At 43.4% G+C, this 20,915-nt stretch carries 16 protein-coding genes and 4 pseudogenes; 12 read left to right on the top strand and 8 right to left on the bottom strand.

All coding sequences use genetic code 11. The annotated features are described in order from the left end of the window. The 3 genes and pseudogenes from CRI63_RS23270 to CRI63_RS23280 all read right to left on the bottom strand — a co-directional run. On the bottom strand, nt 1-158 hold a 158-nt coding region (locus tag CRI63_RS23270), incomplete at its 3' end, for a transposase (protein ID WP_135520933.1). 60 nt (nt 159-218) lie between these two features. Next, nucleotides 219-417 (bottom strand): annotated as a pseudogene (locus CRI63_RS24870) (DNA repair protein); the annotation flags it as partial. A gap of 262 nt (nt 418-679) precedes the next feature. Further along, nucleotides 680-943 carry an MbcA/ParS/Xre antitoxin family protein gene (locus CRI63_RS23280; protein ID WP_135520972.1) on the bottom strand — a complete coding sequence of 88 codons (264 nt, stop codon included), beginning with the start codon at nt 941-943 and terminating at the stop codon, nt 680-682. A 2,448-nt stretch (nt 944-3,391) separates the two neighbouring features. Here CRI63_RS23280 and CRI63_RS24050 point away from each other — a divergent pair. Further along, nucleotides 3,392-3,511 (top strand): annotated as a pseudogene (locus CRI63_RS24050) (AAA family ATPase); the annotation flags it as partial. 85 nt (nt 3,512-3,596) lie between these two features. Here CRI63_RS24050 and CRI63_RS23290 read toward each other — a convergent pair. Genes CRI63_RS23290 through CRI63_RS23300 form a run of 3 tightly spaced genes read right to left on the bottom strand, consistent with a single transcriptional unit; the run spans nt 3,597 to nt 5,960 of the window. Continuing rightward, nucleotides 3,597-4,244 carry a hypothetical protein gene (locus tag CRI63_RS23290; RefSeq protein WP_135520935.1) on the bottom strand — a complete coding sequence of 216 codons (648 nt, stop codon included), beginning with the start codon at nt 4,242-4,244 and terminating at the stop codon, nt 3,597-3,599. Then, nucleotides 4,244-5,683: a hypothetical protein gene (locus CRI63_RS23295; RefSeq protein WP_135520937.1), complete on the bottom strand. Its 1,440-nt coding sequence runs from the start codon at nt 5,681-5,683 to the stop codon at nt 4,244-4,246. Before CRI63_RS23295 ends, CRI63_RS23290 begins: the two co-directional genes overlap by 1 nt. Further along, nucleotides 5,658-5,960, bottom strand: coding sequence for a hypothetical protein (locus CRI63_RS23300; RefSeq protein ID WP_135520939.1), 303 nt, complete (start codon nt 5,958-5,960; stop codon nt 5,658-5,660). Before CRI63_RS23300 ends, CRI63_RS23295 begins: the two co-directional genes overlap by 26 nt. Before the next feature lie 2,369 nt (nt 5,961-8,329). On the opposite strand from CRI63_RS23300, the pseudogene CRI63_RS24600 reads away from it, so the two are divergent. Continuing rightward, a pseudogene (locus CRI63_RS24600) lies at nt 8,330-8,887 on the top strand (autotransporter-associated beta strand repeat-containing protein); the annotation flags it as partial. A gap of 168 nt (nt 8,888-9,055) precedes the next feature. After that, nucleotides 9,056-10,811: pseudogene (locus CRI63_RS23315) on the top strand (autotransporter outer membrane beta-barrel domain-containing protein); the annotation flags it as partial. A 161-nt stretch (nt 10,812-10,972) separates the two neighbouring features. On the opposite strand, the gene CRI63_RS23320 reads toward CRI63_RS23315, so the two are convergent. Next, nucleotides 10,973-11,962: a tyrosine-type recombinase/integrase gene (locus CRI63_RS23320; RefSeq protein WP_130224585.1), complete on the bottom strand. Its 990-nt coding sequence runs from the start codon at nt 11,960-11,962 to the stop codon at nt 10,973-10,975. A 394-nt stretch (nt 11,963-12,356) separates the two neighbouring features. On the opposite strand from CRI63_RS23320, the gene CRI63_RS23325 reads away from it, so the two are divergent. From CRI63_RS23325 to CRI63_RS23345, 5 genes are all read left to right on the top strand, one after another. Then, complete coding sequence (locus CRI63_RS23325; protein WP_135520943.1) at nt 12,357-12,626, top strand: hypothetical protein; 270 nt, start codon at nt 12,357-12,359, stop codon at nt 12,624-12,626. After that, entirely contained in the window at nt 12,586-13,056 is a 471-nt protein-coding gene (locus tag CRI63_RS23330) for a hypothetical protein (protein ID WP_135520945.1), read from the top strand. Before CRI63_RS23325 ends, CRI63_RS23330 begins: the two co-directional genes overlap by 41 nt. A gap of 699 nt (nt 13,057-13,755) precedes the next feature. Then, a complete protein-coding gene (gene cspG / locus CRI63_RS23335; protein WP_130224581.1) occupies nt 13,756-13,971 on the top strand; it encodes a cold shock protein CspG in 216 nt (71 codons plus the stop codon). A gap of 537 nt (nt 13,972-14,508) precedes the next feature. Next, the gene (locus CRI63_RS23340; RefSeq protein WP_135520947.1) at nt 14,509-15,192 is read left to right on the top strand and encodes a hypothetical protein; all 684 of its coding nucleotides are present in this window, start codon (nt 14,509-14,511) and stop codon (nt 15,190-15,192) included. Next, a complete protein-coding gene (locus tag CRI63_RS23345) occupies nt 15,170-15,634 on the top strand; it encodes a hypothetical protein (protein ID WP_135520949.1) in 465 nt (154 codons plus the stop codon). The genes CRI63_RS23340 and CRI63_RS23345 overlap by 23 nt, the downstream gene beginning before the upstream one ends. 144 nt (nt 15,635-15,778) lie before the next feature. On the opposite strand, the gene CRI63_RS23350 is transcribed toward CRI63_RS23345, so the two are convergent. Further along, nucleotides 15,779-16,660, bottom strand: coding sequence for a LysR family transcriptional regulator (locus tag CRI63_RS23350; RefSeq protein ID WP_240780456.1), 882 nt, complete (start codon nt 16,658-16,660; stop codon nt 15,779-15,781). A gap of 238 nt (nt 16,661-16,898) precedes the next feature. Between CRI63_RS23350 and CRI63_RS24605 the strand changes: the two genes are divergently transcribed. From CRI63_RS24605 to hypF, 4 genes are read left to right on the top strand one after another with little or no spacing between them, the layout of a single operon-like run. After that, nucleotides 16,899-17,063: a hypothetical protein gene (locus tag CRI63_RS24605; protein WP_240782791.1), complete on the top strand. Its 165-nt coding sequence runs from the start codon at nt 16,899-16,901 to the stop codon at nt 17,061-17,063. Continuing rightward, entirely contained in the window at nt 17,056-17,499 is a 444-nt protein-coding gene (locus CRI63_RS23355) for a cysteine hydrolase (protein ID WP_240782793.1), read from the top strand. The genes CRI63_RS24605 and CRI63_RS23355 overlap by 8 nt, the downstream gene beginning before the upstream one ends. Continuing rightward, the gene (gene hypE / locus CRI63_RS23360) at nt 17,496-18,560 is read left to right on the top strand and encodes a hydrogenase expression/formation protein HypE (RefSeq protein ID WP_240782792.1); all 1,065 of its coding nucleotides are present in this window, start codon (nt 17,496-17,498) and stop codon (nt 18,558-18,560) included. The genes CRI63_RS23355 and hypE overlap by 4 nt, the downstream gene beginning before the upstream one ends. Then, nucleotides 18,535-20,883: a carbamoyltransferase HypF gene (gene hypF / locus CRI63_RS23365; protein WP_135520951.1), complete on the top strand. Its 2,349-nt coding sequence runs from the start codon at nt 18,535-18,537 to the stop codon at nt 20,881-20,883. The genes hypE and hypF overlap by 26 nt, the downstream gene beginning before the upstream one ends. Nucleotides 20,884-20,915: the final 32 nt, after the last annotated feature.

A 20,915-nucleotide genomic window follows, 5' to 3' on the forward strand; every position in this document is an offset into this window, starting at 1 on the left:
CGCTCTTCTTTCAGTTGTCGAACCCATTTATCCATCGTGGATTTGCCGACATTCATCGCAGTGGCAGCGGCGGCAACGGTGTAATGCTGATCGAGTACAAGCTGGGCAGCCTCGAGGCGAAACTCGGGGCTAAAATTGCGTCTGTTACGTCCGGTCATAATGTCACCTGTTTTGACTATGAGGTGATGATATCACCTCTATTCAGGTGGCCAAATTCACTATGCCACTACATTCCCACTCCTGGCATCATTGATGATGTGAGTGATCACACCAAACACGGCATTACTGCCCATGCATCCATCGTTATCCTTTGGCAACCTTCCTCCTTCCCGGCTCTTAAATTCTTCAGGTGCTGACGCGGATACTTCCGGTATCTCTTTACGCTATAGCACATACAAGCAGCGAATTATCAACTGGTGGCGGGTGTAGGGGCTCAATGCTAATGTCTATTTGGGGCTGCGGATATTTTCCTGGGCTGGTTATGTTGTTAACCCCAGAGTTTGGGCCACGTATTGCATGTGGTGAAGCTGGTACAGGAACAATGGGATAAGCGTCGTTTTAAAGCTCTTCCATCGGTGAATAGTCCCAATGTGACCCGGAACAAGTCTCAGCATTCACGGGATGAAAACGATTTGCTTGATGCGATGATAAAACTACAGAACGGTTCTGGGCAGAAGGCCTAAGAATACACGCCTTGCTCTAGTCGTGTTATTAACGCTATTACCGTTTGGATTCCCGATTCGCTCCCCATAAGTTCTTCAGGGGTTTGCCACTGTAACGCTCGGTTGGGGGCGTTGCACCACTTTTGGGCCGCACTTTCATTACCTTCAAACAATTGCGTAGCCAGTTGATGGACATCTTCTCTGTTCAAGGAGTCAACTCCACTATTTAGTTGTCGTTTTCTTAATCTGTTTAATGACTGGATATGCACTTCGCTACTCATTTTAGCAATGAGTAACAAGGCAATGTGTCAGATTCAATTACGACTAATTACAAATGAATCTGTATAACCCCTTGATAATAAACATTTATATTAAAAAGAGAGAGTGAAATCGAATTTCACTCTCTCCATTCAGGCGCTGGACTGGTTAGTCTCATTAAAAATGATATAACCAACGCGTACCCCTGTATGCTAGTCGTTTACAACTATAATCACTGTATATCAAGGATGCAAGGTTGATAATAATATTCAGCAGAGGTTGCAGCGAAGTGTATGTATGTCGAATGCTGCCAACCTACATCAATCAATGGAACCTGTTGAGTTGTTCAGCCATATCGACTTTGCTTGACTTACTTTTCATTGAATCATTCAGACCATAAAGTACTGTTCAATAAACTGACACGTATCTATAAAAAAGAGTTGTTTATAATTGATTGATTATAAACTCTAAAAAAGACCAGTCTTACTAATTATTAGGCTCTGTTTGACTGACAATATATCAAATGATACAACCAGTCTCAATTGAGATAAAAGACATGTGATTTAATATAATGACTTCATTGAAAAGTCTAAGCAGCACTACATTATATTCCTTTTGTTAGTAACAAAATAACCGAGCAACCGCTGGGCCTGATTTTTTACGTCTACCAGACCAAACAGATCTTAATTTAAAATGAGAATGTGGTTTTCTACATATAGTTATCTTTGATAATAACTATCCTGATACTGGCTAGCGAGAGTGTTTGTAAGTAGTCAAATTTTAGTTCCCGGTGTTTTTTGAAAAATGGTGTTATAGATATTCTTTCGGCCCCATATGAAGAGATAATAATATTATAAATGCACGGTGATTACGAATAATCAAAATCTAGGTATGTAATAGTTTGCTGAGTAGGTTATGCGTTAAGTTATCAGATTCTGATACGAGTACATTGTCCTTGCATAACTACTATTGTAATAGTCTTCTACTTGAATTAACAGGTTGATTTTGAAGATAGAAAAGTAACTTTTATAAATTTTAAACTGTCGATTTAAGTTTTAAAACTATCCATTCAACTCTTGTTCTTACTTGTATCACTTTTTAACTAAAGTCTCCGGTTTTTTTCAAAATCCCTGAGCGTGCTAACGAAAATTTAACCTGCTTAAAAAAACGCAATGCTGCAATCAGTATCTGCAAGAAACCTTCGCGAAAAAACGTCTTTGCATGATTATTTCTCTGATTGCTTAGGATGACTACGACATAGGGTCACTTTTTCCTTAAAAATGACCCTATGTGCACCTCGCATAGGGTCACTTATTGATGAAAAGTGACCCTATGTAATCACGATATAGGGTCACTTTTTTTAAAAGTGGCACTATGCACAAAAATCATAGGGTCATTTTTCTCGAAAAAGTGGCACTAGATATATGTATAACTTAAATGACAAAACAGTACTTATCAACTCACAATAATACCAATACCCATTGTCAAAAAAGTTACTTTTATGTAGCATTAGAAAATATCCTCATATGACTCTCCCATTCCCATCTGACCTGCTTTTCGAACTGTTAACCTCCAGCTGCACTCCAGGCATTCAAAATGTCTCAAAAAAACACAAAAAAGTCCCATTTGTGAAAAGAAACTGATAATCTCTTCGGTATAGTGATTTTAAATCAGGAGGTCGCATATCTCATTCGAAACAATTAAAGTCATCGGAAATATCACGCAGCTTATTGCGTTCACAAATTTATGTGTTTCGGGAAGAAACTGAAGACATGATCACAATTTACTGGAGCGTGTGGAAGGAAAGGAGTCATCAGGAGATAATACGGTGAAGAGGGAGTATCTGGGGTTGTATGTACCAAAAGTTGCATTATAATTGCTAATGTAAAGAAAGTTACAATTACATGGCATAAGTTTAGCTCGTATAAAACGAGGTCACTGAGTTACATTTAAAAACTGGTTTCTGTAATGAAAATATGCGAAAAATACATTTTGTGAACCATGCGGTATGGGAATGTTGGATGATTGCGGGGATGGATGGATTTCTATAACCATTACGGCAAGAACGTTCTATTTTAACAGCGCGAAATTAAGAGGCTTTGATGATGTTAGTATCGCTATTTCATCATTATTTCGAACAATTAATGTTGACAAAAGTGCCCCAGTTTTCTCATCTGCTAAATTTTCTCCTGTGTACAGTTAAACTTCGGCAATCAGAATACCATACGCTTTTACAAACATATTTTTGAAATGAACGACTTGTTTACTCCTGGTGTATAAATTAAATTTTCTGGATTATTTGTCGGTTAGCGATTATAACGTAATGACTTACAATGCTACTCGAATTTTCAACATGTACAGCTAACGTATAAAGAAAACACTTAACGTTTAGTGTGTTAACAGTCCTGATTATTTTATCGAAAAAAAATAAAACAGAACAAAAGCGTGCAGATATATATTTCTGTGGACTGTCCACCACACTTAACATCAAAAGAGAAAACTACCGGTTAAAGGAAAAATGCAAAGTGGGAGTGCTGGCAAAAAACGCTACGCTAATCAGTGATGATGAAATGGCGGAAACAGAAATCTGAACCTGAATCTTGATATATTGTGTAATGGTCATGCTAATGTCACACGTGATAATACCCAGCCAGAAAGGCTGGGTATTTCCGATGGTTACGGATACATATCAATGAACACTTCTCGTAGATAAGAGTATTCCTGCTTATTCTGGCAATAGTATTCCACTCTCAGCGTACTCTGATCCACGCCCTGCGGCGGCGTGTCACAGCCCGCCAGATCATCTGCGGCAATAACATCCGTCAGATATCCCCGTTTGATATCGGCCTCTGTCACGGTATGAAGCTGATTTAATTTCAACGGCGGGTTACTATTTTCCATTGCCTGCGTCTGTTTATTCCACGCGTGCAGGTATGCCGTGGCCATTACCTGATCGCCCGCCACCAGGTGTTTTTGTCCTCCGGATAACGGAATGCGGTATTCCAGCCCCTGATAACCGATTTCATTGCGCCCGAGCAGGACATCATCTTCATCAATCACCGCGCCGTCTTTACAGACAAATTCCGGCGCCCGGTATGTCCGCTTCACCCCTTCCGGTACGGCGGGCTGCTCCTGTGGAATTTCAAATTTGATTTCCTGAAGACGAAGGTAATTCACCCCCTTGTGCTGATAGGCATTTTCGACAAGACAGGCATGGATGTAATAGGTCTTTCCAGCCTCAAAGTTAGATTCGGTAAAATACAGGGCGATATCGGGCGCGCCACCATCGGCTTTAAGCGGGATCTGCGTTTTTCCCAGTAACATCAGCGGTGTGTAATGGTTGTTTGCTGTATCTCTTCGCCGGCAAACAGATACACAGCACCGCCAAGCATGCTGTTCTTCTCTACTGCATCCCAGCTCGAAAGCAGCGGAAATGTTGCCAGCGCATAACTGTCATCACCGGGGCGTGCCTGAGGGTTCTGTCCTTCCGTCACGCTGACAGTTGGCATCTTCGCGGCTTCCCAGGCACTGTTGATAAAAAAGTTCGCGGTGTTAATCATCGTCCCGACACCGTAAATCCCGGCGCTGAATGCAGTAAGCAGCGTGCGGTTTTCCCGGGGCTGCACATTAATGACAGCGCTCCCCTGGTCGTCCAGCATGACGTAAAAATAATCCCCGCTGGTTCGGTCTGCCATGCAGGGGACAATTTCACTGAACGATTCGTCGCTGATGATGGCGTCTTCGGTAATGCGGGTCACGAGGGGATAAAAACAGGCCTGGGTGTTGCTCAGCCCCGGTACAGTCAGCCGCCAGGTCATGGTGGGGCGTGAGGATAACGGTCGCGTGTTGTCATTGCTGTAATCAATTAACGCGGGTGTATCGGCGACAAAAGTGACATCAACGTCGGTGTCGGCATCCCAGGCCACATTCCAGTTCACCGTTTCAGAGGCTACCGCAATGCCGCTGTTATCCAGACAGCAGGAAACCGTCCACGACAGCCGGTCACCTTTCCTCAGGCTGTCATCCACGGTCAGGAAGCAGTAGCCATATAAAGTATTGCCGTCCTGCCTCCAGAAGATCTCGGGGGGATAAAAATTTCCTTTATTTAATTTAAACGGACATCCTTTTCCGGAAAAACTTTCACCGGCTTTGAGTTGATACCGGAAAGTGGCATAGAGAGTTTGCCCCGGAAAGATATTACTGTTGTTTTGCGGGCTGACATGCAGTTGTCGGGATGAATTAGCTTCGCGGATACGCAGTGGGGAGAACATATAACCAACATAAGTTGTATATGCCCAAACCTCTCTGTTGGCAATTTCTTCTTCTGTAAAGGGCATCGTGGCCTGATTATTTTCATCGATACCAACAACAATAACATCATCCCTGAGTGATGCCATTTCCATTTCCAGTTCCCCACTAAAACAAAAACATACGACACGGCCACAGAATTTATTTCTTCCGGGGATCAGCATGACTGTGTCGGTTAAATCATGGAAGTCACCTGTGTTATTGACAACAATGTCTAATTCTTTATTTGAACATAATTCAGATCTAAATGGAATTTCAACGACGAGATCGGTACTTACATCATCAAGATAAACGGTAAGAGTTATACTTTGCACGTAAGGTACGGTTGTTATTGTTCTCAGAGATTTTGCTTTATCCAGAAAGATATAAGGTAAAATCCCAAATAAGAATTCTCCATTTTGATCTGTTTCTGCATTATAGAAACCATAACTATCCATTTGTAATTTTTTTTGCATCACCCTCATAGGATGTTATTAGTATTGGGTCGTAATCAAGTAAGGCCCAATCATCTTTGGTGATTACATTAACATGATATTTAAAGTGGCTTTTTTTTACTGGATTATTTTCAGTGTCAAAAATTTTAATCAGATAATAAATATGATTATTTTCAAGGTTGCTTCCGTCTGTTGAATAGATGGTTGCACATTCTGGGCCTTTCCGTTGACTAATAGTCATTGTCAGTCCATCTTTCTCTATCTTTTGGTATGTGGTATTAGTTATATCAAATGACATTGTTATATCCTGTTTTTGTTTTATTCATTATTAATACATGGTAAGGAACTATAAAATAATAGTTCGTACTCCGTCTGTTCCTGCTTGCCGTTATAACACCGGTTAATGGCGCGGGTAATTAATAGCGCACCCTTATTTAAATGAGTAGTTATAAATAAATTATGTTTTTATAATAATATCGGAGAGCGGTTTTTTGTTTATCCGACTGTTGCTATAGATGCTTTTACTATTCTATGTCACTGAGCTCTCATTTTTCAGTCATGCCCGGCATCTTCAGATATTTATCCCTGCAAATAAGAATATTGCTTCTTTTATTTATAAAATAAACCTGTAGTCCTTAAGTAAAATGCTATAGAAATAATGTACCAGATGGAGATGTTCATATCATTAAGGGATGAATAACATGAACAACGTATTCCGTGTTGTCCGGAACGAATCTACTGGCGTCTGGGTCGCGGTATCGGAGTTTGCAAAGAGGTCGGGGAAAACGAACCGGACGTCGTATGCTGGCCGACTCTGCGATGACGCTGGTTGTTTTCGTATTGACACTAAACTGTGTTACGTCGTCGCTCGCCGCAACGGTGTCGATCCTCCCGGGAGAGAGTGTCTATCTATCACAAATCTATGGCACTGGCGCAAATCAGACAACGCGTTTAAGTGATCTCATTTTTAATGGTACGAGCTCTTCTCCGGCAACGCTTATTGTTGACCGCAATACGCCACTGGGAACAGACAGTTGGTTGTTTAATGCCACTGGCAATGCTGTTAATTTAATTAGCCTGAGTGGAACCCGCAGAGCAGTGATTAAACTGCTGGACGGTATTGATATGACAATAAGCAACTCCACGGGGGGAGCTGTTTATAATTCTGGTACTGCTTCGGGAATTGTGTATGAACTCGGCAATGGCAGCCAACTCCGTTTTGTCGATAACCATGCCAATAATGGGTATCGTAGCCTTATCATCTCAAATTCAGATGTGGTTTTCCGTGGTGCGAACGGTACTGTTGTTTTTGACAATAACAGCGCCTACTCCTATGACCCCGCGATAGATACCACTAATGCCGATATTATATTTGAGGGCAACGTAACGCTGACCAATAATGTTAATTACGCGATTGCCGGAGGTGTCATGCGGATACATGACTCGGGCGATATGATTTTCAGTGGTACGGACGCAACCGTCATTATCGGTAATAACAGTGCAATAAGTTCGGGTGGCGGACTATTTTCCGACGGAAGTGTGCAGCTTTATGGTAACGCTGATATCTATGGTAACCGGGCTGTCAGGGATACTGCGGGAGCTATTGTTGCACAGACCGGACTGGTTATGGAGACGAACGGTATCGATGGCATGAAAGTCCATGGAAACTATTCTAATGGCCAGTATGCAGGCGCTATTCTTATCGGCAACGGGGCGAATTTTACCGGCACGAGTCTGCTACATGCGAAAAACAGTGATATCCAGTTCTATGAAAATTTCACCGGGGTCGGCGCTCTTTCAACGCCCAATATGACATATGCGATTGCCAATGCGATTAATATCCGCCAGCCGAATGGCGTGTTGAATATTGCTGCTGACGCTGGGCGTCAGATTCTGTTTCGTGATCCGATAACCAGTTTCAACTCCACTGGCGTGGCAATAAATGTCATTGTTGGAATTAATACCACCAACGGCAGCGATGCTACCGATGGGAAAGTGACTTTTAGTGGCGAAGATTTCACGCCTGGTTCTCAGAATACCCAATCGCGGATTTATGCCAATACCACCGTTTATGGCGGTGTACTGGAGCTTAAAGATAATGCTCAGTATGGCATAAACACCAGCAGCACGCGGTTTACATTGCGGGACGGTGCCACTTTATTGTCAACCAGTACGGCGGCGAATACCGTGAATGTGCTTTCATCCGACAACATGAATTTCGCCGATGGTTCGCTGATTAAAAGCAATGGCGACAGCAAATTGAATCTGAATGCCGGTAGTCGGCTGATTGGTACTGCAGCAGGTGACACGGTAGCGATTGAAACCGACGGAGCCGATCAACTGACACTCGGCGGAGTCCTGTCCGGCCCTGGCAAACTGGAAAAGATCGGCACGGGGACCTTATCTACGGCTAACGCCAATCAGTTCCTCAACACAGGTGGATTCAATGTCAAAGAAGGGACACTGAACGCGCAGAACATGGCGCAGAGTTTCAGTTCGCTGGATATCCAGCATGACGCGTTGATGACGATGGGCAACAGCGGCGCAAACCTGTCGATCACCGATCGTGCCATGATTGCCGGTACGCTGGAAAACGTCCAGACGCTGAACAAATCAGGCAGTGGAGAGCTGCAGATTGCTAATTCCGTAGGCGCTAACCGGTTGGATATGTCTGGCGGTACGCTGAAAGTTGATGCCGGTGAAACGCTGACTGTCGCTGCGGACGCAAATTTTGGCAGCGGTGTAACTGCGCAGGTTGATATTGCCAGTGACCCGGCTCTGAGCGCCGATACTCTCCAGCTTACCGGGAACAATACGCTGGATATCTCCGGCTATGCCCCTGTTTCTGATGAGAATCAGTATACCCTTATCCGCACCCGGAACGGGATCAGCGGCGATTTCAGCTATACCGTCGCAGGACAGGCTTTGCAGGATTATGTCGATACAGACCATTTTCTGATCGGATGGGCGAAGAAAGATGACGACAGCAAAAATGTTATTGCGCAGTTTGGCCTGGTCTGGCTTAACACCGAAGACTCCAGTGCACACGGTACGTTCAACGTAACGGACAGTCACAGCTTTACCCTGGGAGACGCGCTGCAAGATAATCTGAACTCCACCGCGTATGGTTTCGGCTGGGACGGCAAAAGCCTCAGCAAAACCGGTGGCGGTACGCTGATATTCTCCGCCATCAACGGCTATACCGGTAGCACGACTGTTAATGAAGGCACACTGCGGACCGATATCGCCGACACACTGAACAGCAGCAGCGATATTATCGTCAACGGTGGTGTACTCGATCTGAACGGCAACAATCAGCAGGCTAACCGCCTGAGCGGCAGCGGTGGCATTCTGATGCTCAACGGCGCATCGCTGACCGCCGTTAACGCCACGGACAGTGATAATTCGCGTTTTGACGGCTACATCATCGATGGCAATGTGGCTGGCGGCCGCTTCATCAAAAACGGTGATGGCAGCCTGACGCTGGCGGGACAGACGGCCTGGACTACAGATACTGAACTGAACACGGGTGAGCTTGTCCTTGATGGCGTCAACGGCGGCGCACAACTGACCAGCAATATCATTGGTAATAACGGCAGCCGACTGACTCTACAAAACGGCGCACAACTGACTGGATGGATCGACCCGGCGAATGTCGACATTGATGCTGTCAGCCGCTGGAGTATGACTGCTGATTCTTTGGTTGACCATCTGAGCAGTGCCGGGACGATCACGATTTCCGCACCGACCGATAATGATTTCAAAACCCTGACCGTGGCAGGCAACTACACTGGCAACGACGGTCTGATTGTGATGAATACGGAACTGGGGGGCGATGATTCTCAAACCGACAAACTCATCGTTCACGGCGATACGGCCGGTAACACCAGGGTTGCGGTGCATAATGTCGGGGGAGTGGGTAAACAGACTGACAACGGTATTGAACTGGTTCATGTTGACGGCAGCTCTACCGGTCACTTCGCCCTGACCACCGGCACTGTGGAAGCTGGCGCTTATGTTTATACGTTGGCGAAAGGCAGTGACAGTGCGGCGCAAAACTGGTATCTCACCAGTAAGTGGAAAGGCCCCGTTTTACCTGTTCGCCCCGTTGTACCGGAGGCTCCGGTCAAACCACCGGTAGTGGATCCGACGGCACCAGATGCGCTACGTCCGGAAGCGGGTAGTTATATCAGCAATATTGCAACCGCCAACACGCTGTTTAACCACCGTCTGCACGATCGTCCTGGTGAACCGCACTACACTGATGCGCTAAAAGAGGACGGACTGGCAGCCAGCATGTGGATGCGCCATGTCGGCGGTCATGAACGCTCTGTTGCCGGTGACGGTCAGTTGAAAACGCAGAGCAACCGTTATGTGCTGCAACTGGGGGGTGATATCACACAGTTGAGTACCGACGGCACCGACCGCTGGCATTTGGGGGGTGATGGGAGGTTATGCAAACGCGCGCAGCAATACCCGCAGCGACCGCGCCGGTTACGGCTCTGACGGGCGTATCAACGGTTACAGCGCCGGGCTGTACGGCACCTGGAACCAGAATGAGGCGGATAAAACCGGGGCGTATGTCGATAGCTGGATGTTGTACAACTGGTTTAATAACAGCGTGGCAGCAGATAACCGCGCCAGCGACAGTTACAGTTCGAAAGGACTGACAGCTTCACTGGAAGCGGGTTATACCCTGAAAGCCGGAGAGTTTTCCGCCAGTCGGAGCACGCTGAACACCTGGTATATCCAGCCGCAGGCGCAGGTTACCTGGATGGGCGTGAAGGACAATGCGCACAACCGAAACGATGGGACCCGTATTGAAACTCAGGGCGATGGTAACATCCAGACGCGCCTGGGTATGAGAACTTACCTGAACAGTCACCACAAAATGGATGAGAGTAAGCAGCGTGAGTTCCAGCCATTCGTGGAAGTAAACTGGATCCACAATACCGAAACCTTTGGCGTGAAGATGGATGGCGTAAGCATCAGTCGTGACGGCGTGCGTAATCTGGGCGAAATCCGTACCGGGGTGGAAGGCAAAGTGAATGCTAACCTGAGCATCTGGGGCAACGTTGGCGTGCAAACAGGTGACAAAGGTTATAGCAACACTCAGGGAATGCTGGGGGTTAAGTACAGTTGGCGCTAACAGTCGCGAGGGATATGCGCAAAATTGCCTGATGAGCTACGCTTATCAGGCCTACATTTACATGCAATGTATTGAATTTGCGCGATTTTGTAGGCCGGATAAGGCGTTTATGCCGCATCCGACATGAACGAAATGCACTTTGTCAGGACACCGATGGTTCGTTAATCAAAGTTCAGTTTGTCGCGGGCGCGACGAAGCCGCTGTTCGCCACGGCGATCGTATTTTTGCGTTGTTGTGACACTGGCATGACCCATCGCATCTTTTACCGTGATTAAGTCTTCGCCGTTTTCAAGCAACGCAGTAGCAAACGTTCTTCTCAAATCGTGAGGGGCGCATTTTTCAATTCCCGCTTCGTTTTGTCTCACCTGCAAAATGTGATAAACCGCCTGGTCAGTGAGCCTTGCGCAGGTCACATCATCAAAACGGCGGATGCGCGTAAACAATGGGCCAGGAGCTTCTCCCCTGACCTGCTCTATCCAGGTCTGTAATCTTACCCACGTCCCTTCCGGCATATAAGCCAGCCGCTCTTTATTCCCTTTTCCTAAGACACGCAACGCGCGTTCATAAGTGACAACGTCACTTAAATCAAGCCCTACCGCCTCGGAACGACGCAATCCACAGCCTAATAACACCCCCAACATCGCGGCGTCTCTCGGACCACGACAGCTACGATCGGTTTCGCAGACCTGAAATAACTGCCGGATCTCCTCTCGATGCAACGCGCGTCCTCGCTGAAGTTTACTACCGCGAAAATTACGTACTGCAAGAATGTGCTGAAAGCTTTCAACATCCATCAGCTTCAACATCCAGGCCTCTTTCGCTACGCCTTTAAGTGCAGACAAATAGGTATTGATTGTCGCCGTCGCCCGGCCGGTATCCCGTAGCAATTCAGCCACCGCCATGATGTGGTGGCGACGTAAACTTCCCCACGGGCAAGTTTCTGCATTGGCGGCTCCGAGCATTCTGGCAACTATTCCCAAAAAAGATGCCATGGTTTGCCGACTGCGTGGCGAATTTAGAGAGAGTAAATATGCTCTTGCCGGATTAAGGGGATTGCCACTTTCTACAGATGTTGGCCATAACTCGATCTCTGAGGGAACCAGAGGTTGAAAATCATTCATCTCAGGATCAATGTCGGACAGATGGGTCATAGAGGACCTCACAACAGCGAAAAAACGTCAGATGCGCTACGTAAAAAGTTAGAAGTAAGTGTGCCACACAAGCGTCATTCAGAAAATCTACTTTTTCAAAGGTACATTTTAATAAGTAGAAGCAATAATGGCTCTCCATGCCCGGAACAAACCCTTTCCATAGAAACCGCGACGAAACAGGCAAACCCAGATGCCATCCGGCAGGTGCATAAAATCCGCAAAATGCTATAACGACAAAATTATTCGCATTTTATCTTTCAGGCCAAACTAATTCTCGCTATTGATAATTTTATAACAAATAAATGACAGCACTTGTCTGTATAAACATAATAATATTTCTATTCTGGTTATGTTTATTAACCACTATTTCAATTAAACAATTAAGGAGTTTTTTATGCCAAAAGTTACTGGTGTTCGGGTGAATTACCATGATTTCGATATGAAAAAAGATATGACTAATGGGTCTTTCCCAAAAACATTATTTCCTGGGGCAACATTTCAGATGATGGTTGATAATGATGTTGTCTATAATAATACGGTAGACTGGAGTTTTTCCACCAATGCAGGAGACAACACAGTTGCTGTCAATCAGGACGGTGTAGTGTCATTTTCAAAAGATATCGATGAAAGTTGCATTGGTAAAAACGTTTGTCATTTTTGCTAAGGATAAGGCCACAGGGAAATATATTTCAGCTTATGTAATTAAACCTCTTCGCTTCTTTAAACCACATGTCGAAACCTGGGATGGATTCGGCAGCGCATGGAAGTGGGTTTGGGATGAAAAAGGTACTTTCCCTGCCCGCCGCGATATCAACAATGTCCCTTATAATGAAATAGAAATCGAATCATATCATGATATAAAACGTGAAGTGAATTCTGGTCTTTTTCAGGAATGGGGGTTTTTATTATTTAGTGGGTGGGCTAATCCTTTACATGGTGAAATTGGTAATCATAAATCAGCAATTTTTTCTATAGAAAATAATGAAGCATATATCTCGGAAGTACGCTCTCATAACTCAAGAGATCTCTGGGATGATATGATGGATCTGTATGCACAGGCCGTGGCGTTTTACGGACAATCTATTGTTTCCTGACGTTATTGTGGTTGTTTAATAATCTCCGGCTTTTTAAATTAAAGAGACGGAGATTTCGGATAGGAAAGTTATTTTGTATCGGATGGGGTTTCACTATATCACGAAATAAATATTTGCATGGTAAATATATGATTGCCAAAACAATAAGGCTATAACACACTTATTCTGTTTCCGAAATAGTAGTGCTTTAGTTGGTAAATACACCGATATCAGGATTGTTTGGTAATTACTGTCAGTTATATTTAACCCGTGCTGTAAAAGTAGTACACCATCGTCTGGTTGTAATCATTAGTTGGTGAGGCGTACAGAGTTGAAACCACGGGGCACGTGATCTCGATTCCCCCTAACGCTCACTGCGGTGATAGTCGATACATTCAGAGCAAGAGTCATGTCACTGACAGAACGGATAACAGGCGGAGCCATGCGTGCTGGCTTACCTTTGTTAATGCTGCACAACAAATAAAACACATGAATGAAAATAAAAGTTGCATAACCATAATGAATATGCGTTAATAGCATCGTTGGTTTGCAAGACAGACCTTATGAAAGCAGTTTTAGTAAAGCAGTCTCAGTTCAGTGTTATCTTCTGATTACCCTTCTTCGTGAGTCTCCTCCTTTAGTGCCTTAGTAAGTCAAAATCTTCATACAGATCACATTCTTGCCGCATTGTGTGGCTCACAAATTTAGAAGGTAATATTTATGTCTAACAAAATGACTGGTTTAGTAAAATGGTTTAACGCAGATAAAGGTTTTGGCTTTATCACCCCTGCCGATGGCAGCAAAGATGTGTTCGTTCACTTTTCTGCGATTCAAAGCAACGATTTCCGCACCCTGGATGAAGGTCAGAAAGTTGAGTTCTCGATTGAGAATGGCGCTAAAGGCCCAGCTGCTGCGAATGTTGTCGCGTTGAGCTAACACTATCCTGATAATCAGCATATCTGCGATAACGAAGACGGCATAAGCTTGAGTAGACAGAATTGCAGGATTAATCAGATTAAAAAAAATAACCCGCCTTAATGGCGGGTTATTTTTTTTTCATATCTACGCCGCCTGAAGTATTTAACGGGTAAAATTATCTGTGGCAGAGCTCTATATTAGAGGAAATACATAAATTTATATGAGTAAATCACTTCCCCAATTGGTTAAAATGATCAGTAATCATGCTGTTAGATAGATAAATCTAATTGCGAATATCATTGAAAGCTATCACTAATCTCACGAAGCAATACCCCCCCCCTTTCTGAAATATTTAATACTTTTAAAATAACCTGCCCCATACCAATATATAACTTACAAATAACAACAACTATTTTTAAATTTCATTAATATTCGTAATGTCAATTTGCTCTGAAATAAATTAATGCTTTACTCCACTGCCTGTACAAATCAGGTAGTTCATCAGCAACCTGATACTGTTTTGGGTTGCAAACTTTTACTTGAAAAGAGGTTATTATGCAAAATACAGACACTACGTTTACTTGGGATTCCGCAAATCATCAGACTTTTAGTTCTCCCGGCGTAACCATATTGAAGGGGAGTCCAGAAACATTCAATAAAATGGAAGGGTGTGGGCTTGAAGTTCGCGGTTTAACTGGTGATGGTGCTATCGCAGGTCCTCTTTTTCTTATCCCGGATGTTAGTAACGAGTCCAGCGTTATTAACTGGGCTGCACCATCAACATCTCCTGTACATAGTCCTGCGTTATTTGTTTTTCGTGAGAAATCTGATTTCCGTATTTTAGGTAACAGGCAATTAAGAACCACATGGTTTACTAGCGGTGTAGACAATACAATAACATTCTCATTATATGACGATAGTTATGTTAAATTGGAAGATCTAAAATATGTTATTCTCGGAATGGCATCGTTAACAACCGTTAAAACCGCAGGCTTTAATGATTTTTTGCAGCCGATATTTTCCATATCAGCAGAAGTTGTTGAGTTATTTTATAATGCAGAGTTATTGGGGTTTAGCATACTTGATGTACAAGCCAATGTAATATCAACAACCAGGATTAGTGATCTTCAGGTTGGTGGATTGCGTTTTAAGGATAATGCAGCTCTGGTAATAAATGATAATTTATCGCAACATATTGACTCGGAATTAAGAATTTTTGAGTGGTTTGTATTTTTATAATTCTTCATCAGGAAATATTACATCAAGAACTATATATAATGACTATACTGACAACAATAGCAATGGTTTTACTGCGATAGAGGTTATTGATCAAGCCAGGGTGAGTATTCGTACAGAGCAGTTTTTACAGGGTGCTGGGCAGGGTAAGATTATTCAGTTGTCAGGTAGTGCGCAGGTAACAATTAATCCAATGAATGATATTATCCCTATTAATCCTGTGGAAGAAATGTATCATCCAACAGAGAAGTGCTGGCCGGGAATGATTAATTTTAAATCAGGATCAAAAGCAACTCTAAAATTAGTTGGAGCAGCTCTACAAGATAATCAGAGTGTAGCAGCTTTAAATAGTTTAAAATTAGTTTATGTCGATGGGAAACCTGTTGATATTGCAAGTAACTTTTATGTTAATTTTACAGATGGGATTACGTTAATGATGAAATGATTTTCTGTTTCAAGCATAAATCTCAGGTTATAACATTTTCTTTTTTGATTTAATTTCTGTGCGCGACAGAGCTACATAACGACTCTGTCGCATTAATCTCCCACGCCTGGGGATGTAGTAGGTTTTACTATCCAAACATCCATATTAACTTGAGTAATATCCATTCAATTTAATAGTGCTCACTATTTGTAAAAAATTATCCCTGATAATATCATTTATTTGCGGGTTCCATGCAATCCCTATATTCCATTTGGTATAATTACCCTCTGGCCTAATAAGCGATACGCCCTTAGGTAAAAAATAGTTGGTTCCTGCGGGTAGTAAAGCTACACCGTTCCCCGTAGCAACTAAAGCCAATAAAGTATGGATATCATTTGCCGCAGAAGAAGGCTTACCTTTGTAATTATTTTCTTGCAGAAATTTTTCTGTTTGTTCAACCAGTCCCCGACCTCTGTCTGGGTTCATTTGCAACAGTTGATATTGGTTCAGTATTGATTGAATCTTTTGCGACTTAAGTGTAATTCCCGCAGGAATAGCCAAAACCAGACTTTCTGTAATTAGCGGACTGAAGTTAAGTTTATCTGTTAACGGTTCACGGGTAAATCCAGCCAGAAGTTTCCCTTCCAGTAACATATCCCATTGAACTTTAGAAGGAACATCATCAAGTAATACCTCGACGTCAGGATATTGTTCCCGAAAGAGGCTTACACATCTGGGAGCTAGCTGAAACGAGGATATCCCAAATCCAAGAGTCAGTTTACCTGAACTTCCTTTTTGCAAATTTTGTGCATATTCTGAAAACTCTTCATAATGTTTCAACAAGTTCTGCGCCCGGGAAAGAAGCTGTTTTCCTGGTTCTGTCAGTTTTGCCCCCTGGCGGCCCCGTTGAAAAAGGGCAATTCCCGTTATTTTTTCCAAAGACTGTATTTTCTTTGTTAGTGCTGGCTGAGTGATGTACATGGCCTCAGCTGCATCATGATAGCTCCCTAACCTGGCAAGTGTTACAAAGGCGCGTAGCAGCTTCATATCCATTCCCGTTGCTTATCAAATTTTTGAAAAAAAGGAATTATACATACTATACCTGTATGGTTCATATTGTTATACAAGGTTTTTATCTGAGAATAAAAATCTATTGTTTTTATATTTGATGAACATCCTTTTATTTTTAATCTTCTGGTATAGCCCTGTACAGATAGTTTCAGGGTGTTTCATTTATGTCTGAATGAATTATTAACCTTTAAAATTATTTAATAAGGATATAAAGATGCCAAATATCGCTGTTCTGACAAATGATTTACAATATGAATTTACTTATAAAATAACAAATGACCCGCAAGAACTTGATAAAAAACTGAAAGCATTTAATAAATTTCTTGATGGTGTAAAGAAACCAGGGGCAAGCCGTTATACATCTACAACTTATTCATGATCCTGATGACCCAGCTGTTCAGCGTCGATACCGAAATCGCGCGGCCGGAATACCAGCAATAGCGGGCACACCTGGCAATCAAATCATTAATACCGTTTACCATCCATCAGATTTTATTGTGGTCAAAGGCAGGGATAGTGGCTTCTTTGAAACTCAATTAGATCAAAAACTCCAGGAACTTGGGGTCAAAACAGTGATTGTCACCGGATTGCAAACTCACGTATGTGTCCAGACAACAGCAGCAGACGCCTTCTTCCGTGGTTATAACGTCTGGGTTCCTGATGACTGCGTTTTTGCCCCCTCATCAGATGATACCGACAGAGCGCTTCAATGGCTTGCTGGATATTGTGCAACCGTCGCACCATCCACTGAAATACTGTCGTTACTGGAGAAAACAGGTGATTTACCTGAACGTGGTGAAAGGACAACAGCATGAAAATGACTGAAGCAACGCCCGATAACGAACTTGGCGAGAATTTATTTGCGCCATTGAATGAAACAATAATATTGGATCATGGTACAGGTGCAAAATTAAGCAGAGAGCTGGTTGAGCGTATCTCAGAAACATTGGAAGAAACCTATCTGGGAGAGATGGAGGACAGTGCCTTATTGGATCTACCAACGAATAAAATTGCTTTCACTACCGACTCTTTCGTTGTAACTCCTCTTATCTTTGGCAACGGCGATATTGGTAAGATAGCCGTGTGTGGCACAGTTAATGATCTGGCGGTAAGTGGAGCCCGCCCGCTTTATCTCACGCTGAGTCTGATCATTGAAGACGGGATGCCTGTCTCAGATTTATTAAAAATTATCGCATCCGTTCGTGAAACTGCGCGTTTAGCCGGTGTGAAAATTGTTGCCGGTGATACCAAGGTTGTTGGAAAAGGCGAGGCTGACCAGCTTTTTATCAATACTGCCGGAATAGGCGTGCTGGAGCGGCCTCCTGTTTCGATAACTCATGTCAGGCCGGGTCAGAAAATAATCCTGAGTGGCTATATCGGGAATCACTCTATTCATCTTTTATCGATTCGAGAAGGTTTAGGGTTTGAACGTAATATATTAAGTGACTGTGCACCACTGAATCATATGATTGAAAACATTTTGCTTAATACTCCTACAGGAAAAATAGCTTCCATGCGGGACGTTACTCGTGGTGGTCTTTCTGCAGTATTGCACGAATATGCCAGAGCCACTTCATGCCCTATTGTTTTTAATAAAGATGCGTTGCCTGTCCAGCCTGAGGCAGCTATGGCTGCAGATATGTTAGGTGTGGATGTCATTAATCTGGCCAATGAGGGATGTCTTTGCATGTTTGTTGAGCCAGATGTGGCAGAGCATGTTCTGGAATTACTCCGCGCTCATCCATTTGGTAAAAATGCAGCGATTATTGGAGAAGTTAAATCAGGCTCGCAGCCGGAAGTCTGCATGGTCGAATCTGACGGAACGCATACTATTATTGAGGAGCTTTACGGTGCAGAACTACCAAGACTCTGTTGATTCTGAAAAAAAAGACACTTGCCGGTTTCGAGTTTGCGGCATTGTCCAGGGAGTAGGATTCAGACCTTTTGTTCATCGATTAGCCAGAACGCATGGTGCAACCGGTTGGGTTCTTAATGATTCCGAAGGTGTTTTGCTGGAACTGCAGGCATCTTCACAGACCATAAATAACATAATTGATGAACTGATCTCTCAGCCACCGCCTCTGGCACGGATCACTGATATATATAAGGTCGAGCTGGAAAAACCAGCGCCATATTATTCAGGCTTTGATATCAGAAAAAGCAATAATTTATCCAATATGGATACAATTGTTCCCCCGGATTCAAATGTATGTAAAGACTGTCTGAGGGAAATGAACGATCCGTCAAATCATCGTTATCGTTATGCCTTTATCAATTGTACCAATTGTGGTCCGCGTTATTCTATTATCTGTGGAATGCCTTATGATCGTGCACAAACGACCATGCAATCTTTTATAATGTGTCCACAATGTAATAAGGAATATCATGATATTGAAGATCGCCGTTATCATGCGCAACCCAATGCGTGTCCTGTTTGCGGACCACAACTGCAGCTAACTGATAAAGACGGCGTATCAATATCAGCTAATGACATTATACGTTTTACCATCGACAGGCTAAAAGAAGGCGCTATTGTTGCCATTAAGAGTCTTGGCGGCTTTCATCTGGTCGTGGATGCATCCAATGTCGACGCTGTGCGAGAGTTACGTCGGCGTAAACGACGTGATGCTAAACCGTTCGCTGTTATGGTTGCAGACAGTGAAAGCGCAGCCCGGTGGGCGGTTGTTACCCCTGACGATATCTCTTTACTTGAGAGCGGGCCTCGCCCTATCGTTCTTTTGCGCAAACGCTCTCAGACGTTGCCAGAAGTGGTGGCACCCAAAAACCCCAATTTGGGTGTAATGTTGCCCTCTACGCCTGTACAACATATGTTGCTTGCTGATCCTGAACTCCCTGTCGTTATAATGACCAGCGGAAATATTTCCGGACAGCCTATTGTCATTGATAATAATGATGCAATTGAACAATTAGGAAAAATTGCAGACTACTTTGTACTTAATAATCGCGATATTCGTACACGAGTAGATGACTCCGTTGTTCGCGTTATTAAGCGAAAAAACACCCCCGATGCACAAATATCATTTTTGCGTCGCTCACGAGGTTATGCTCCCTACCCTGTTCACCTTCCTTATTCAGTTGGAAATGTTGTGGCGTTTGGTGCCGAACTGAAAACCACAATAAGTATTGGGAAAGGTAAACAAGTGTTTATCAGTCAACATATTGGAGATTTGAAAAATGATACAACATTTAAATCTCATCTCGACTGTATAAAACATCTGCAAGGATTACTGGCCATAGAAAAAGCCGATATTCTGGCCTGTGATTTACACCCGGCCTTTCGTTCAACCCGCAGTGCTCTCGAGAATGCTGAAATCAGAGTCATTCAGGTTCAACATCATCATGCGCATATGGCCGCATGTATGGCAGAAAATGGTCTTTCAGGTAAAACCATTGGCGTGATTTTCGATGGTACAGGGTATGGTTCTGACGGAACAATATGGGGCGGCGAATTTTTATTTGGTGACTTCGAAAGTGTGGAGCGTGTTGCTCATTTACGTCCAATGTTATTACCAGGGGGAGATAAAGCGGTTAAAGAACCTATTCGAATGGCAATATCATTGCTGGTCGAAACATATGGTGAAAATGTTGAGAGTTATATCACCTTACCAGCAATTCTTGATTTATCTGAAAATCGCCGTGAAGTCTTTACCTGGATGGTAGCAAGGAAAATTAACACAACGATGACTTCCAGTATGGGACGTCTTTTCGATGGTGTTTCAGCGCTTATTGGAATTTGTTCAGAGATTGAGTATGAAGCACAGGCTGCCATTGAAATGGAAGCGCTGCTAAAAAAAGATTTTCATATGGTTGAACCATTTACCTATATAATCGATGAAATTCACAATGGTGATATAAGTGTTGATTATCGCCCGTTAGTAAAAGAATTAGTTCAGTCTATACTGGTCAATAATATCAACCAGGAAGATCTTAGCCGACGTTTTCACTCAACCATTGTGCATATTATAGCAACCGTGTGCTCTCTCCTCTCTGAACGTTATGGAACTGACCAGATTGTATTGAGCGGAGGCGTTTTTTGTAATGAATTCTTGCTGGTTAACACTCTTGATGAACTTGAATCAAGAGGTTTGAAGCCATATTGCCATAAGCTGGTACCTGGTAATGATGGATGCATATCGCTGGGACAGGTCGTCGTAGCAGCGAACGATATGAAAATATAGATATTTATTATCATTGAAGGAGAATAGAGTGA

The sequence above is a fragment of the Escherichia sp. E2661 genome, from assembly GCF_004745185.1.
Taxonomy (GTDB): domain Bacteria; phylum Pseudomonadota; class Gammaproteobacteria; order Enterobacterales; family Enterobacteriaceae; genus Escherichia.